11 protein-coding genes, 1 tRNA gene and 1 pseudogene are annotated in these 15,066 nt (G+C 60.4%); 8 read left to right on the top strand and 5 right to left on the bottom strand.

Features of this window, described 5'->3' with window-relative positions; translation table 11 throughout:
• Positions 1 to 27: 27 nt before the first annotated feature.
• The 4 genes from rho to BVG12_RS16780 all read left to right on the top strand — a co-directional run bounded on the left by rho (position 28) and on the right by BVG12_RS16780 (position 4,021).
• Complete coding sequence (gene rho / locus BVG12_RS16765) at positions 28 to 1,290, top strand: transcription termination factor Rho (protein WP_036236120.1); 1,263 nt, start codon at positions 28 to 30, stop codon at positions 1,288 to 1,290.
• 136 nt (positions 1,291 to 1,426) lie between these two features.
• A complete protein-coding gene (locus BVG12_RS16770; protein ID WP_075793399.1) occupies positions 1,427 to 1,696 on the top strand; it encodes a hypothetical protein in 270 nt (89 codons plus the stop codon).
• A 153-nt stretch (positions 1,697 to 1,849) separates the two neighbouring features.
• Positions 1,850 to 2,119: a type B 50S ribosomal protein L31 gene (locus BVG12_RS16775; RefSeq protein ID WP_036236125.1), complete on the top strand. Its 270-nt coding sequence runs from the start codon at positions 1,850 to 1,852 to the stop codon at positions 2,117 to 2,119.
• Between the two features lie 141 nt (positions 2,120 to 2,260).
• Positions 2,261 to 4,021, top strand: a complete 1,761-nt coding sequence (locus BVG12_RS16780; RefSeq protein WP_075793400.1) for an ArnT family glycosyltransferase — start codon at positions 2,261 to 2,263, stop codon at positions 4,019 to 4,021.
• Between the two features lie 3 nt (positions 4,022 to 4,024).
• On the opposite strand, the gene BVG12_RS16785 is transcribed toward BVG12_RS16780, so the two are convergent.
• A complete protein-coding gene (locus BVG12_RS16785; protein ID WP_083685123.1) occupies positions 4,025 to 4,630 on the bottom strand; it encodes an FxDxF family PEP-CTERM protein in 606 nt (201 codons plus the stop codon).
• Positions 4,631 to 5,033: 403 nt separating this feature from the next.
• Between BVG12_RS16785 and BVG12_RS16790 the strand changes: the two genes are divergently transcribed.
• A complete protein-coding gene (locus tag BVG12_RS16790) occupies positions 5,034 to 5,507 on the top strand; it encodes a hypothetical protein (RefSeq protein ID WP_075793401.1) in 474 nt (157 codons plus the stop codon).
• A gap of 21 nt (positions 5,508 to 5,528) precedes the next feature.
• On the opposite strand, the gene BVG12_RS16795 is transcribed toward BVG12_RS16790, so the two are convergent.
• Complete coding sequence (locus BVG12_RS16795; RefSeq protein ID WP_075793402.1) at positions 5,529 to 7,496, bottom strand: APC family permease; 1,968 nt, start codon at positions 7,494 to 7,496, stop codon at positions 5,529 to 5,531.
• Positions 7,497 to 7,647: 151 nt separating this feature from the next.
• Here BVG12_RS16795 and BVG12_RS16800 point away from each other — a divergent pair.
• Together BVG12_RS16800 and BVG12_RS16805 are read left to right on the top strand one after the other, a co-directional pair.
• Positions 7,648 to 7,732, top strand: a tRNA-Leu gene (locus tag BVG12_RS16800).
• 165 nt (positions 7,733 to 7,897) lie between these two features.
• A pseudogene (locus BVG12_RS16805) lies at positions 7,898 to 9,126 on the top strand (tyrosine-type recombinase/integrase).
• A 1,095-nt stretch (positions 9,127 to 10,221) separates the two neighbouring features.
• Here the strand turns inward: BVG12_RS16805 and BVG12_RS16810 are convergent.
• The 3 genes from BVG12_RS16810 to BVG12_RS16820 are packed head-to-tail and all read right to left on the bottom strand — an operon-like array spanning position 10,222 to position 12,755.
• Positions 10,222 to 11,034 carry a DUF4435 domain-containing protein gene (locus BVG12_RS16810; protein ID WP_075793403.1) on the bottom strand — a complete coding sequence of 271 codons (813 nt, stop codon included), beginning with the start codon at positions 11,032 to 11,034 and terminating at the stop codon, positions 10,222 to 10,224.
• Complete coding sequence (locus tag BVG12_RS16815; protein ID WP_075793404.1) at positions 11,031 to 12,083, bottom strand: ATP-binding protein; 1,053 nt, start codon at positions 12,081 to 12,083, stop codon at positions 11,031 to 11,033. Before BVG12_RS16815 ends, BVG12_RS16810 begins: the two co-directional genes overlap by 4 nt.
• Positions 12,084 to 12,134: 51 nt before the next feature.
• Positions 12,135 to 12,755: a hypothetical protein gene (locus tag BVG12_RS16820; protein WP_075793405.1), complete on the bottom strand. Its 621-nt coding sequence runs from the start codon at positions 12,753 to 12,755 to the stop codon at positions 12,135 to 12,137.
• Between the two features lie 1,036 nt (positions 12,756 to 13,791).
• Here BVG12_RS16820 and BVG12_RS16825 point away from each other — a divergent pair.
• The gene (locus BVG12_RS16825) at positions 13,792 to 14,685 is read left to right on the top strand and encodes a hypothetical protein (protein ID WP_075793406.1); all 894 of its coding nucleotides are present in this window, start codon (positions 13,792 to 13,794) and stop codon (positions 14,683 to 14,685) included.
• Positions 14,686 to 15,066: the final 381 nt, after the last annotated feature.

The following is a 15,066-nucleotide window of genomic DNA, read 5'->3' on the forward strand; positions in this document are numbered from 1 at the left end:
ACATTCCCGTCACGGGACACCCGACACATGCACTTATCTGAACTGAAGGCAATGCACGTCTCCGCCCTTCTGGAGATGGCGATCAGCCTGGATATCGACAACGCAGCCCGCCTGCGCAAACAAGAACTGATGTTCGCGATTCTCAAGAAGCGCGCGAAACAAGGCGAACAGATTTTCGGCGACGGTGCGCTCGAAGTGTTGCCGGACGGGTTCGGTTTCCTGCGTTCGCCGGATGCGAGCTACATGGCTTCCACCGACGACATCTACATCTCGCCGTCGCAGATCCGCCGCTTCAACCTGCATACGGGTGACTCGATCGAAGGCGAGGTGCGCACGCCCAAGGATGGCGAACGCTACTTCGCGCTGGTGAAGGTGGACAAGGTCAATGGCGAATCGCCGGAAGCCTCGAAGCACCGCATCCTGTTCGAAAACCTGACCCCGCTGCATCCGAACGAGCCGCTGCGCCTTGAGCGCGACATGAACGGCGCGGAAAACATCACCGGCCGCATCGTCGACCTGATCTCGCCGATCGGCAAGGGCCAGCGCGGCCTGCTGGTCGCTTCGCCGAAGTCGGGCAAGTCGGTCATGCTGCAGCACATCGCCCACGCGATCACCGCCAACCACCCGGACTGCACGCTGATCGTGCTGCTGATCGACGAACGTCCCGAGGAAGTGACGGAGATGCAGCGCTCGGTGCGCGGCGAAGTCGTGGCGTCGACGTTCGACGAACCGGCCACCCGCCACGTGCAGGTCGCGGAAATGGTGCTGGAAAAGGCCAAGCGCCTCGTCGAGATGAAGAAGGACGTCGTGATCCTGCTGGACTCGATCACCCGTCTGGCACGCGCCTACAACACCGTGATCCCGGCCTCGGGCAAGGTGCTGACCGGCGGTGTCGACGCCAACGCGCTGCAGCGTCCGAAGCGCTTCTTCGGCGCCGCCCGTAACGTCGAGGAAGGCGGCTCGCTGACCATCGTCGCGACCGCCCTGATCGAGACCGGCTCGCGCATGGACGACGTGATCTACGAGGAATTCAAGGGCACCGGCAACATGGAAGTGCACCTCGAGCGCCGCCTGGCCGAGAAGCGCGTCTACCCGGCGATCAACCTGAACAAGTCGGGCACCCGCCGCGAGGAACTGCTGATCAAGCCGGACCAGCTGCAGAAGATCTGGATCCTGCGTAAGCTGCTGTACTCGATGGACGAGATCGAGGCGATGGAGTTCATCCTCGACAAGATGCGCGCGACCAAGAACAACGTCGAATTCTTCGACCTGATGCGTCGCGGCGGCTGATCCTCCAGCCCTGGCATCGAACGGAAAAGGCGAGTCTTACTCGCCTTTTCTGCTTTATGCGCTACGATTCGTTTAGATCAAGCCCCGGGTAGCCGCGGCGCGGAGAATCCGCACCGAGACCACCAAGGAGACCGACATGCCTTCCGAACTGCATGATGCTCCGGCGCAGCGCAACAAGGATCTGCTGCTCGACCGCCGGCTGACTGTCCTCGAAACACGCTTCGATACGACAATGACCATGCTGCCCAACAAAGCCGACCTCTCCGAACTGAAAGCCGAACTGAAGACCGACATCCATGACGAAGCCGCTCGTCTGAGCAAATGGGTGGCGGCAACAGCCGTCACGATGGTCATCGGTTTCGCCGGCATGATCCTGACCATGCTGGGGCGCCTACACGGCGTCTGAACGGTGTAGAAACTGCACCGGTTGCCTTGGGGGCACGGCTGGCTTATAATCGCCGGTTCCGTATCCAACCCTGGCAAGTGATCGGCAATCGGGTCAAGAAGCAGGTCGACCGACGAAGTGCCGTTTGGCTACCAACTACACCGAGGCAAAACCATGAAGACCGATATCCATCCGGATTACCGCGAAGTCGTGTTCCACGACCTGTCCTGCGATTTCAAATTCATCACCCGTTCGACCATCGCTACCCGCGAAACCATCAATTTCGAAGGTAAAGATTACCCGCTGGTCAAGATCGAGGTGTCCGCTGAATCGCACCCGTTCTTTACCGGCAAGCACAAGATCGTCGACACCGCTGGCCGCGTTGAAAAATTCCGCCAGAAGTTCGGCTCGGTCGGTTCGAAGACCAGCGTCGCCAACGGCTAATCGCCGACGAGCGAACACCAGGAAGCCTGCGGGCTTCCTTTTTTTTTCGCGTTACGCCTGGTAGCAATGCCATCCGCGACGCTTTTCCACCGTCCCCTTATACTACGCGACATTAATTTATTGCATTACTTCGCGCTATCGATGAAACCCGTCCGCCTTCCCGCCGCCGCCACCCTCGCGCTGCCACGCTGGGCTTTGTATGCACTCGGCCTGTTGTACATCCTGCCGGGCCTCATCGGGCGCGATCCGTGGAAGGATGACGCCGCCAGCTTCGGCGTCATGTGGACGATGGCGCACGGCGGCATCCGTGACTGGCTGTTGCCGAATATCGCCGGCCTGCCCTCGCCCGACGAAGGGCCGCTGACGTTCTGGCTCGGGGCGCTGTGCATCAAGCTGTTCGGGTGGCTCGTGGGCGACGTGCTCGGGGCGCGCATGTCGACCATCGGCATCTTCGTGCTGGGCACGGTATCGCTGTGGCACACCGCCTTCCACCTGGGCCGGCGCTCGGAAGCCCAGCCGCTGCGCCTGGCCTTCGGTGGCCAGCCGGAGCCGGACGACTATGGACGCACGCTGGCCGACACGGCCGTCCTGATCTATCTCGGCTGCCTCGGCCTGCTGCTGCACAGCCACGAGACACTGGCCGTCACGCTGCAGGGCGCGCTGCTGTCCTGGTTCCTGTTCCGCTCCGTACGCTATATCGAAGACAGCACGCCGCGTAACGCCGTGCTCGTCGGCGCCACACTGGGGCTGCTTACCCTGACACGCGGCTTCGCCCCGTCGCTGGCCCTGCTGGCCGCGCTCTACCTGTGCACCCGCTTCCTCAAGCTGCCGCCGTCACCGACGCTGCGCCACCTCGGCCAGGCCACCGGCACAGCCCTCCTGATCACGCTCCTGTGGGCCCTACCGGCCACCTTGGCGCATCCGTACGGCCTGTCGCCTGTCAGCGGTTGGCTGGCCTGGAACGCCGACCAGCTGGGCGTGCCGGGCTGGCATGCGATCAAGGCCTTCTGCCGCGTCGGCATCTGGTATTTCTGGCCGGCCTGGCCGTTCGCGGCCTGGGCCGCCTGGGCCTGGCGCCGCCAGCACGGGATGCTGCACATCATCCTGCCGACCTGCTTCGTCGGCGTGCTGGCGCTCGTGATCCTGTGCGACCCCGTGCCGGAGAGCGGCGACTTGCTGAAACTGCTGCCGCCGATGGCATTGATGGCCGCGTTCGGCCTGCCGACGATGAAGCGCGGCGCGATCAATGCGATCGACTGGTTCTCCGTGATGGTGCTGACCCTGCTGGGCGGGCTCGTCTGGATGTTCTGGATCGCCAAGCTGACGGGCTGGCCCGCGCAGCTGGCCAAGAACGCCCTCAAGCTGGTGCCGGGCTTCCGGCCGGAATTCGGCATCGTCGCCTTCCTCGTCGCGGCCGCGACGACGATCGGCTGGATCTTTCTCGTGCACTGGCGCCTGTCGCGCCAGCCGTCCGTGCTGTGGCGCGCCGTGGTGCTGTCGTCGGGCGGCCTGATCCTGCTGTGGGTGCTGCTGATGACGCTGTTCCTGCCCGACCTGAACTACGGCAAGAGCTACGCCAGCGTGGCCCAGCAGATTGCCGCGCGCCTGCCGGCCGACGCCGATTGCATCGACACCAACATCGGTCCGGCCCAGCGCGCGTCGTTCGCGTATTTCGGCCACTTGCCCTTCGCCCCGGTCGACGGCGGCACGTGCAGCTTCCTGCTGCTTCAAGACAGCGTCGGCCAGAAAGTGCCCGTCCCTATCGGCCCGATGCAGAACGGCGCGCTGGTACGCGGCGGTGCTGCGCTCCCCTTCCGAGGACGCGACTGGACGCTGCTGTGGGAAGGCCGCCGCCCATCCGACCGCGACGAACGCTTCCGCCTGTACCGGCGCGTGCGCTGATTCTTATCCGCGCCGGCCATCCGCGTGCACGCGCGCGGGCTGGCGCCGGCGCCATGCCAGCGTCGTCAACACGCCCAGGCCGGCCAGCAGCATGCCCCAGGTCTGCGGCTCCGGCACCGGCGCGATCGTCAGGTCGGCCGCGAACGCCCCGCCGCCGACGCCGCGCACCTGGCCGTCCACCTGGATCGCGTAGGAACCTCTCGTCAACCCATAACCGCTCAGCGACCAGGAATCGGGCGCATCGGCACCGGTTCCGGTCCCGTCGATGCCGGCAATCGCCGTGCCCTGCATGGTCTTCGTGACCGGGTCGTAGCGATACAGGGAAAGGCCGGTGATCAGGAGGTCCTTGGTCTGCGGTGTGTTCAGGTAGGACGACGTCAGCGACGCGGCCGCGTCGAACGGCGTGCCGACGTCGAAGGTGAAGATGTCGGTGAACGTGCTGCCGGTAGTCGATTGCGCGAACGTATCGCCGAAATGCGCATTGAAGCCGCCCAGGCCGTCGCCGACCGTGACGACCGGCGCCGTGCGGTTGACCGTCGCCGCACCCGCGCCTTGCGCCACGAGGGCCGCGCCCGCGACCATGGCCAGAACGAGAGATTTGAGTTTCATGACAGTTCCGTTGAGAGATTAATCGGACTCGCTATCCAGGAACGCGTGTCTTTACACCGATCCGTCGGCACAGCTTAAATTCGTCGCGCATGACTAACCGTTAGATCTCGCACAAATTTCGCGCATTTCCGGGTTGAAAAGAATCTCCCGTTCAGGAATTTTCCTTTTCGAAATAATTCATTCCGGAAAAAGCAAATTTGAGGGAAGTCAATCCACCGTGGAGGCGCTTGATCAAAATGGAGTTGCGGCCGGTCCCAGCCGTCGTTCAACGAAGGGAGTCTCGAAAAACCGTCGCGAGCGGCCGCAATGCCGTGGAAGAAGCGGAGCTGTACGGGTAGTACAGCGAGCCTCGCAGCACGGCAGTGCAACGCGCAGGTTTTCGACGTGTCCGAAAGGAGTTTCCATGAAAAGCGTAACGTTTTCCGAGATCGAGCGCGTCCGGAAGGGACCGCATCGCCCCTTCCCCACCTCCCCCGCGCAGCGCCTGACGCTGCTTGGGCTGAGCCTGGTGGTGGGCCTCCCCGCGCTGGTCCTGACGTTCCACTTGATCGATCCGACGGCGCCGCTCGGCTACATCGTCGTACCCGTGCTGCTGGGCGGCCTGCTGCCGACGGTCGCCCGCACCTTCCCCGGCCGGTTCGAAGTCACGACGCGTTTCTCGGCCTGCCATCTGGTCGGCACACTGGACGATGCCATGGAGCGGCTCGGTTATACGCTGGACGAACGCGGCCCCGGCACCGTGCGCTACTGCATGCACGCGGCGCGTTGGCCGGCATGGAAGAGCGGCGACATCACCGTCACGGTGCGCGACCACATGCTCGAAGTCACCGGCCCGATGCGCACGCTGCGCGCCCTGCGCAGCCAGCTCAGTTGCTGACGGCGGCCTCGCCGGTGGGCCTCACACCTTCATCGGCAAGATCACCATCTGCAAGCCTTCCAGGTGCAGCCGGCGCTGCACCGCCAGCGACGCCTGGTTGTGCAGCAGCCGCGTGAACCAGTTATCGGATGCGAAGATCAATTTACTGGTGAAGAAAATCGAATTCGGATACTCGCGGTTGATCTGCTCGCACATGCGGGTCACCTCTTCCACCGCGTCCGTGCCGAAGCCGATGTAGGATGCCGACGCCATGCCGTGGCTCTGGCAGAAGTCGACGAAGTATTCCAGCGTCCGCGCCGCATCCTTGCGCATCTTCTCGAGCGCGCCTTCGCCGCCGTACGCGAGCGAATCGACCGTGCGCGCGTTCACGAACAGGAAATTCTTGAAGTGGCCGGGGAACATGCGCAGCACCCACAGCAGCGCATGCAGACCGCCGCCGCGCGAGTTACCGACGATGAACACGGCCGTCTGCGCATTCGGGTCCGGTTCGACGATGTCCTTCACCGGACCGAACGGCTGGTTGGCGAAGACCCGGTCGACGGAGCGGATGGCGCGCTTGGTCTCGCGGTAGTGGTTGCGGATGACGATGCACAGGCCGGCGATGGCGGTGATGATGAGCGCGGTGGCCCAGCCGCCCTGCATGAAGCGCTCGACGAGCAGCACGGCCAGGATGCCGGCGCAGATCACGAAGCCGACCAGCGACAGCAGGAAGCGCCGCACCCAGCGCACATTGTCCGTGTCCCTGCGATGGCGCCACCAGTACAGGCACAGGCCGAACAGCGAGATCGCGAACGTCAGGAACACCGAGATCGAATACAGCACGACGAGCAGCGTGACCTGGCCGCGCGTCCAGAACAGGATCGCCAGCGCGGCGATGCCCATCACGAGGATGCCGTTCTGGGTCACGAGGCGCGTGGACAGGTAGCGGAACTGGTGGGGCACCCAGGAATCCGACGCCATGTTCGACAACACCGACGGCCCGCCGAGGAAGCCCGTATTAGCCGCCACGAACAACAGCCCGGCCTCGAATGCGAGCGCGACGGCGAGCAGCACCTGGTTCGCCAGTTCGCTGCCGAGGCCCATGCTGGCGATGATGCGGCGGAACGCGGTCGCATTCAGCGTCTCGCCCGGGGTCGGCTGCGCGTCCCACAGCAGGTACAACAGGATGATGCCGCCGGCCGTGATCGCCAGCGACAGCGCCATGTAGAACATCGTCATCTTGCCCGTGCGGACGCGCGGCTCGGCCAGCAGGTTCACGTTGTTCGACACGGCCTCGAGGCCCGTATAGGTACCGCCGCCCTGCGAATACGCGAGCAGCAGCATGCCGGCCACGCCGGCCCAGCCGATCTCGCGCGCCAGCGAGGCCGTCTCGGCCACCGTGTTCGGCACCAGCTGCGGCAGGTGCGACGCATGCGCCACGATGCCGTACACGATCAGCACGAGGTGCGTGGCGACGAAGCCGAGGAAGATCGGCAGCAGGATCTGGATCGCCTCCTTCAGCCCGCGCAGGTTCATCACGATCAACAGGCCGATGAAGAACGCTTCGGCCCAGAGTTTATAAGGCTGGAAGCCGAGCGGCAGGAACGAGGCGAGCGCATCGACCCCCGACGCGATCGAGATCGCGATGGTGAGCACGTAGTCGAGGATCAGGGCGCAGCCGGACACGAGCCCCAGATACGGCCCGACGAGCTTGGTGGCCACACGGTAGCCGCCGCCGCCGGTCGGGAACAGCTCGATCACCTGGTTGTAGGCGAGCGCGATGATGAACACCGTGACGGCGGTGGCGATGGCCATGTACAGGCCCAGGTGCGTATGGGCACCAAGCGCGCGAAAGGTTTCTTCCGGACCGTACGAAGAGGACGACAGGCCGTCCGCGCCGAGCCCGACCCAGGCCAGGAAGGCGACCAGGGCCATCGAGTGACGCGTCTCGCTCTTCATGGGATCGAGCGGCTTACCAAGGATGATCTCGCGTATTTTTTTATTCTTCATCGTGCAGGCCGCCTTTGCCGGGCGGCTCGTTTGCTCAGGTAGGCGAGATCATACGCCGGAACGCCCCCTGCGCCCACTGCTCGCGCCCCGCCAGGCACGCACGCTGGTCAATTTGGCATCGCATGTGCTAATATGCGCGCCTGCGCTTGCAGCCTCTGTGGCGGAATTGGTAGACGCACTTGACTCAAAATCAAGCGCCGAAAGGCGTGCCGGTTCGATTCCGGCCGGAGGCACCACCTACTCATCCGTAGTAGTCCCGCAAAGTCCAAGAAACCGCGTTTCTCCCTCTGGGAACGCGGTTTTTTTGTGCGCCAAAGTTTGAGCTCGTCCATTACCAGCCGCCGTTTTTTAATCCATATTTCTCCATATGGATAAAAAACGCCAACCGTCATGGATTTAAAATGCCAAAGATCTGCACCCCTCTGTCAGACACCGCTGTTCGGAACGCCAAGCCCAAGGACAAAAGCTATACCTTGGGCGACGGTGAAGGCATGTATCTCGAAGTCATGCCGAACGGGACAAAATTCTGGCGCATGGCCTACAGGCAGCCGAACGGCAAAAATAACCGACTGACCTTTGGGAAGTATCCGATAGTGACTCTTGCCGAAGCCCGCATCAGGCGGCTTGCGGCTCGCCGGCTGCTGGACCAGGGGATCGACCCCGGAAGGGTCAAGCGTGAAGAGAGGAGGCTAAGGCAACGGCAGCGCAACATACCTTTGAGGGTGTGGCCCGCGCTTGGCTGGCCAAGACCGCGCCTAGCCGGGCCGCCAGCACGCAACAGAAGAACACCGCCTGGCTCGAAGCGAACGTCTTCCCGGTCATCGGCTCCCTCCCCATCTCCACCATCAAACCCAAGGACGTGCTTTCCGCGCTTCGACGGATCGAAGCACGAGGAGCAATCGAGTCCGCGCACAAGATCAAGCAGTTGTGCGGTCAGGTATTCCGATTTGCGGTTGCCAGCGGACTTGCCGACCGCGACGTCACCACGGACCTGCGGGGCGCACTTTCCGCCGTCCCGGAAGCGCACTACGCCGCGATCACCGAGCCGGAGCAGGCTGCCCAACTGCTGCGCGCCATCGACGCTTACCACGGCCATGCCTTTGCCATTTTCGCGCTCAAGCTGGCGCCGCTGGTATTCGTCCGCCCCGGAGAGCTGCGCGCTGCCGAATGGTCCGAGATCGACCTCGGCGCGGCCGAGTGGCGCATCCCTGGCGCCAAGATGAAGATGGGACAGGACCACATAGTCCCACTGGCGACGCAAGCGGTCGCGGTGCTACAGGAGCTTCACGCTATTACCGGACATGGAAAGTTTGTGTTCCCCAGCGTCCGCACGGGCGAACGCTGTATGAGCGAGAACACGATCAACGCGGCCTTGCGCGCCATGGGCTACGGCAAGAATGTGATGACCGGCCACGGCTTCCGTGCGATGGCGCGCACGATCATGGATGAAGTTCTGGGCGAGCGGGTCGATTTGATCGAGCACCAGCTTGCGCACGCCGTCAAAGACCCGAACGGGCGTGCATATAACCGGACGGCGCATCTGCCTGCGCGGCGGTTGATGATGCAGCGCTGGGCGGACTACCTTGATGCAATCAAACGGGGCGGTGGACCACCCGACGTCAAGCAGTAGAGGTCCCGGCACTCTGTCAATTGACACCGCAGTTGTGGCGCGAGCGCAAAAGTGCCTTCGGTGCTGCGAGAAGTATCTCAGGTATAAAAATACCGACGCGCACATGCTAATTTACTTAGCCATCCTTAAGTAAACCAGTGAAACCGGTCAATTTCGTGGGTAATCTCACGCTATGTTACGGGCGACTTTGCTTCCAAAACTGCGTAATCGCCGATGCCGACCACGATCGGAATCTGGCTACGGATAGCAGGCACTTGCCGCTCTCGGACCGCGAGCGGATCGCCCGGCTATCAAAAACGTTCACCTTTGAGAATTCGTTGCCCGTGCGGCTTGGGATGTGCCATTCCACTCGCAGCATCAGACGAGGCCGCGCGGCCGACCCGTACCAAAGAATTAATGTGACAGTCACGCATTTGCGTCCATGCATTGGACGGTCGCGTGTGCCTTCAGCGCAGTTACCGATTAGCTAGGGAACGGTTTTTACGCCACCTTTACAGCAACAAGCGTAGAGTTGAAGCAACAGAGCGAAGCCTCTTCACAACAGACGCCGCACGCTCATGCAGACAGCTGACATCGAAAGACAGTCAGCAGGACAGAAACAAGAACGAAAGGCGCTCCGTGATCACCCCATATCCGGCACTCGTGTGCGTCCTCCTGGGGTGCGCATTGATTTCGAGCTTGAGACTCACGCACCTCATTTTCCGTGAATTCCGCGATAACTATCCTGTTACTTGGGTGGAGATGGGAGAACCAGAGAGCGTATTCACGCGAAGGAGTACGTACTGGGAGCTCGACAAATTCTGGAACTCGGCCGTTCAGTAGTCAGCAGTCAGTCCGCATACTTCCTATCGGCGAGTGGCATTTTATTTCAGAATCTGGGGCATTTTTGCTTCAACGGACGGCCGGCTTTTGATTCGAAGGACGGTAGCGATCTACGTCAACTACGGTCGCGGACTGGGCTTCGGACAGTCACGCTTTTGTTTCATCAAACCGCCTCGGCGCGGGGCCAGCTGTCAAAAATGATCAACATTGAGGAGAGAGCTTGGCCGTACGCTCGTGCCGAGCCCGGTTCAACTCGCAGCACCTTTTGACGCTCTACAAGCCCATCTTTGTCCAGAGCGGCGCAAGGTCAGCAGGTAACGGCATAGTCAGTAACAGTTTCTGCCACCGGTCCTCCTCCTGCGTCTGCCCGAGAACCCGGTTCAGTACGTCATGCACGACCATCGGGTAAAACTTCTTCGCATACAGATGTTGATGATAAAACTCGAACGGCTGTAACTGTTCGTATCCGAGTAGTTTCTGGTTGACTTCCTGAGCGATCCGCGCTGCGTCAAATTTATTCAGCCAACCACTGACGATTTGGGTTAGGGTGGCGTCATTGGGCACGGCGGTCGGATCGAGGAGCGAATCCCGATGTTCGGAACTACGCATGTGGCGGTAGATCGGATGAATAACATGCCATAACGCGGCATGCCGCTTCCAGTTAGCCAGATTCGCCTCGATCGCTTGGCGCAGCTGTGGTGCACCATCGTTAAACCGCGCGCGCTGTATTGGCGGCAAGGCAGCCCAGATCTCGGCTGGATCGACTAGGTAGCTTTCGACGCAAAACCGGGGAAGCACGAACAGGTTTGAACAAGCGGCGCTGGCCGACCCGACTTCTGCCAGGGTCCATTCGTCGCGGTCGACGACGCCGATCCATGTCGGTTCTTCCTGCAGGATCTCCGGCACCCGCGTCTTTGCGCCAGCGTAGGCGACCACCCACTGCTGGTCCCACGCCCCATTGCGTTTGCGCAGGAACGCCGAAAACGCCCCGACGTCATCCTTTCCTTCAACAACCAATGCACGTTTGCCTGTGATACCGATTTGCTGGCTTTTGATGTCGGCAATCCGTTTAGCGAGCTTGCTCATACGGCCCCGCGCAGTTCAACCCGTTTGCCAGTGGCTTCGTAGCGAGTCCATATCTCAGGCTGATGCGAAGTGGTAATGAGCTGCCCACCTTTATCGGTAACGATGCTTTCGAGGGTCGACATGATACTGCTGACAAGGGAAGGATGCAGGTGCAGGTCTGGTTCGTCGACCAGCACAACGCATCCTTCTTCCGCCCAGCGGGTGACAAAATAGATCAGGATCAGCGCTTGGTGCTCGCCCGCACTCAGGTCATCAAGCGAGAGTTTGACGTTTGATTGCCCTGGGAACCGGACACGCAGACGGTTCTCTCCGGGACGCATTTCCGGATCAATCTTCTTGCCCATCAGGAAGGTATTGAGGCGGCGCACGACATCGACGAACGCGCGTGGCTGCGTCGTTTTCATCGCAATCAACGATGCCTCCAACTGGCCTTTCCATTCGTCCGTCGCCTGGTAGCGGGGTAGCCAACGGGTGGCTGAATCATCGGCAACGAATGAGCCTACGCTACGCTTTGGATTGACCCACCGGCGCTCCTCTGCATCTAGGTAAATCATGTTCGGCGTCGAAACCTTCTCGAAACTAAGGATCAATTTGCGTCGCGCAAGCGCGAACTCCTTCAGCCATTTGTCGCCTCGCGAGTAGAACGTTCTCTTCGGCGTGCCAGGCTTGCCACGGCTGACGAATTCTCCGATCCAAGTGACGTCCGGATAGTCTTTCTGAAGGCGCTCGCACCACTCGGTTTCACCGAACATCAGCCCGAGTTTGCCTGGAACAAATGGCACGCCGGAGAGGATGACGGAACAGCCATCCCAACGTTGCAGCCATTCTCTTGCCGCAGCGTTCTTCGGCAGCTCCTTGTGATAATCGAGCCAATAACCTAAGGCTTCCCACAGGTTCGCTGCGGTGCGCAAGACTGTCGATTTGCCGCACCCGTTCGGCCCCGTCAGCAGGACATATTTTGCAACTTCTCCTGACCAATCGTCGGTGAAGTCGATTATTTGGTGCTGCAGCGGCCCTACCGCCGAGATGACGAATTTTTCGATTTTCATGTAGAAATTTCAGCCGGTGTTTCATTCAACGAAGCAGCGCATGCGGGCCGATCAGCTATTGCTATCACTTTCGGCTAGCCTGGTCGGCGTTTGATCGCTTTCGCGCCCCGTCCGCATCATGCGGTCGAGGCAATGCGTGGCGTATCCATCTTTCTCGATTGCACCAAGAGTAGCATCGATCTCCGTCAGCCCCATAGAAACCGCCAGGCGCAGACGTCCTTCGATGGTTTTCCAGTAGCGCCAATGACCTGAATCGGTCCGCTCCAGTTGCGCTCCTTTCCTGTCGAGTGTGAGAGCGAGGAAACGAGGGTCCTCCAGCGAGCGCCAAACGTGCAAACGCACGAAACCGCGAGCACGGTAACGGGTGGCTCGGACAAAAGGTGCGCCGTTGGTTACCTTGACGTTCTGCGCGTCGATAACATAACCGTCACGCTCCATAATCTGCCGGACCATGTGGCCTATCATCTGTTTAATACGATCGTTCTGGACTGTCGAGCCGAATTGTTCGAGCAATTGTTCTTCGATGCCTTCCACCGCGGGTCGGCCAAGCGCGGTCGCAGTTTGCATGCGAATACGTGTCTCAGACGACGTCAGGTAAGACCATAAGTTTTGGCCGAGCTCTGTTTTAAAAACGCGATCAAACCCTTGGGCATCATAGTCGAACGTATCCATAACTTTTCCCCGCAATCAGACCGGGCGATTTTGACCGGTCTAATTATCCACGTCAAGCATATATTTCCAATGGTCAACGATGGTTGTGTCGCATTGACGAGCGCATTGGCCGAGTCTAGTAAACTGTTGAGGCATGTCCCGCGTCACCTTTGCTTCATGAAATAGCGCTCCTCGGCGAGTCCCACTTTCACTTCATCGAAAGTTGTCGGATGGTTTTCGCGTATCACACGTCGAGCTTATGGCCTACGATCGGGCCGTCAACGATCAGAGTGAAATGCTGCCAAGAAGAACGAAGTCAGAAAGCGATTAGAAAATGAAGTGAAGTGGCGCAGCGGACGTCATGCGCATCGGTGCGAGTTACGGCTCAGGCACGGGAACGAAGCTTACGTACGATTTATCGACATGAGGCAAGGCATACGGCGGGGCAACCCAACCAGCTAGCATCGATCGATTTCCCGTGACACATCGCGATCAATTCCAGACTGCTCTTGCAGAAGAATTCTTAGTTCTACGCCTGTGTCCTCAACGGCGACAAGCATCCGGTCCAGGACTTATTGACGGATACAGCCAATGGACCGCATATGCTGCTCGGTTACCGGCACCAAATTTCGATATTGGGACGTGCAGAGCCGTCGCTACCACTAGTGATCCAGCGTGTGAGCGCTATCGGTGTCTGCAGCACACATGGCGCCTGCGTTTTACGCTGCCGTCCGCTAACACTACCCTTTCCCATACCCTCATTGATCAGCGGCCTATATAGCTGCGGTACGAGATACATTAATTATCTGACCGAAATTACAGCCGCCGCCGAGGCTGTAGAGGCCGCGCATCCACTGCCGCGCTACGTCGTTGTTGCTATTGCAGAGTTCGCTAGACATGCGATATGCTTACGCGCAGGCGTCCGCCAGAGTTCCAGCGACTCAAATCCGACCATGTTCCTTCTTGTAGTATCCCAACTTTTCCGACCTCGTGCGTTTCTCGCCGGCATGGAACAAGTTAAGCGCTGGTTGTTCCTTGCCTAATTTGGAGAAAACACATGAGTACGGATTTCGCATCCCTGTCCTATTCCTTTCGTGTAGTGAGCCAGCAGCGTGACATCGCCATCAAACTTGGCCACGCCCAGCAGCTCCTCGCCTGCGCTTTCGGCTACCAGACGCTGGCTGGCTACCAAAGGTCGAGTGAAGAACCGGCCACGATCAATGATGGTGTTCACCTCGTCCTCGACGCAGCCACGTTGCGGCAGCGTGCAACAGATCTAGGCCTATCCTTGACGAGCAAGCAACTGGTCGACCTCATCGATGCGGCTTTCGCCAGCCGGCTACGACGAAGCGGTGTGCACGCATCGGAAATGGACTTCTTCGACTTCCTGCACGGCAGCTTACAATCCACCGTGGTCAATGACGATGACGTGGGACGCATAACGGCAGACATGAACACGAACGGTGTCCGCGAGATCTACGTGCCGTTCGATTTCACCCTTGCCGACCTACCCGAGGTCGGCGAGACTTTATCGATACCCGTGGTCGGACATCTGAGCATGGAAATCGACCTGGAGCGGCCTTATGCCGGACACCAAGTCGATGTCGAGGCGATCGTGAGCGTAGATCGTCTGGGTCGCCGGCTCGTCGGCAATGTGCACATGGAGATCGAACGGGCGTCTGAGAACGCCCCCTACGCCGACCGGGCCCTCATCTCGCGTGCACAGGCGTATGCGGATAGGCTGGATATGCCGCTTGAACTCATGGAGCAGCTCGACAACGTGCTCGTCGACGAGAACGCTGGCACGAGTGGCGATGGTGCATACGGGTACTGGCTCGACTTCTCGGCGGCTGACCCACAGCACGTCGTTGCGGCGATCCTGCAAAAGCATGGAACACTACTGTTCGACGTTGGGCCAAGCTTCTTCGAAGACGTCGAACGGGAGGATTAACGCCATCTGGACAAGTGGATAAGCTGGCCGTGAGCGATCATCGGTCATGAGCAGCTCTAGCGTCCCTCAAGCAGACGTGAGTTCGACAGCAAGCGCCGACTCTGGCGACGCAGCAGGCGTAATAAACGCTTAGGTGTAGCTCAAGCATCTGGCACAGCCGACGTAGAATACGCACGCTAATGCTCCTGCACGAATCCGTACTTCACCGGGACACCTCGGCGAAGTACGCGGCCGCCATTTTTTGAATATCTCCTTCTGTGTGACGTTTCTGCTCCGCCTTCAGACGGCGGAGCTCCACTTGCTGCTCGTTGCTGGCTTGTTGCTCAACCGGCGTTGCACTGTACCGCTTTACTCACTGATATAGGCTATATCCGCTGACCG

The organism is Massilia putida (assembly GCF_001941825.1).
In the GTDB taxonomy this organism is placed as follows: Bacteria; Pseudomonadota; Gammaproteobacteria; order Burkholderiales; family Burkholderiaceae_D; genus Telluria; species Telluria putida.

What these genes read in the sequence shown, in the direction of transcription:
- rho (WP_036236120.1), top strand. Translation starts at nt 28, where the DNA reads ATGCACTTATCTGAACTGAAGGCAATGCACGTCTCCGCCCTTCTGGAG.
- BVG12_RS16770 (WP_075793399.1), top strand. Translation starts at nt 1,427, where the DNA reads ATGCCTTCCGAACTGCATGATGCTCCGGCGCAGCGCAACAAGGATCTG.
- BVG12_RS16775 (WP_036236125.1), top strand. Translation starts at nt 1,850, where the DNA reads ATGAAGACCGATATCCATCCGGATTACCGCGAAGTCGTGTTCCACGAC.
- BVG12_RS16780 (WP_075793400.1), top strand. Translation starts at nt 2,261, where the DNA reads ATGAAACCCGTCCGCCTTCCCGCCGCCGCCACCCTCGCGCTGCCACGC.
- BVG12_RS16785 (WP_083685123.1), bottom strand. Translation starts at nt 4,630, where the DNA reads ATGAAACTCAAATCTCTCGTTCTGGCCATGGTCGCGGGCGCGGCCCTC.
- BVG12_RS16790 (WP_075793401.1), top strand. Translation starts at nt 5,034, where the DNA reads ATGAAAAGCGTAACGTTTTCCGAGATCGAGCGCGTCCGGAAGGGACCG.
- BVG12_RS16795 (WP_075793402.1), bottom strand. Translation starts at nt 7,496, where the DNA reads ATGAAGAATAAAAAAATACGCGAGATCATCCTTGGTAAGCCGCTCGAT.
- BVG12_RS16810 (WP_075793403.1), bottom strand. Translation starts at nt 11,034, where the DNA reads ATGAGCAAGCTCGCTAAACGGATTGCCGACATCAAAAGCCAGCAAATC.
- BVG12_RS16815 (WP_075793404.1), bottom strand. Translation starts at nt 12,083, where the DNA reads ATGAAAATCGAAAAATTCGTCATCTCGGCGGTAGGGCCGCTGCAGCAC.
- BVG12_RS16820 (WP_075793405.1), bottom strand. Translation starts at nt 12,755, where the DNA reads ATGGATACGTTCGACTATGATGCCCAAGGGTTTGATCGCGTTTTTAAA.
- BVG12_RS16825 (WP_075793406.1), top strand. Translation starts at nt 13,792, where the DNA reads ATGAGTACGGATTTCGCATCCCTGTCCTATTCCTTTCGTGTAGTGAGC.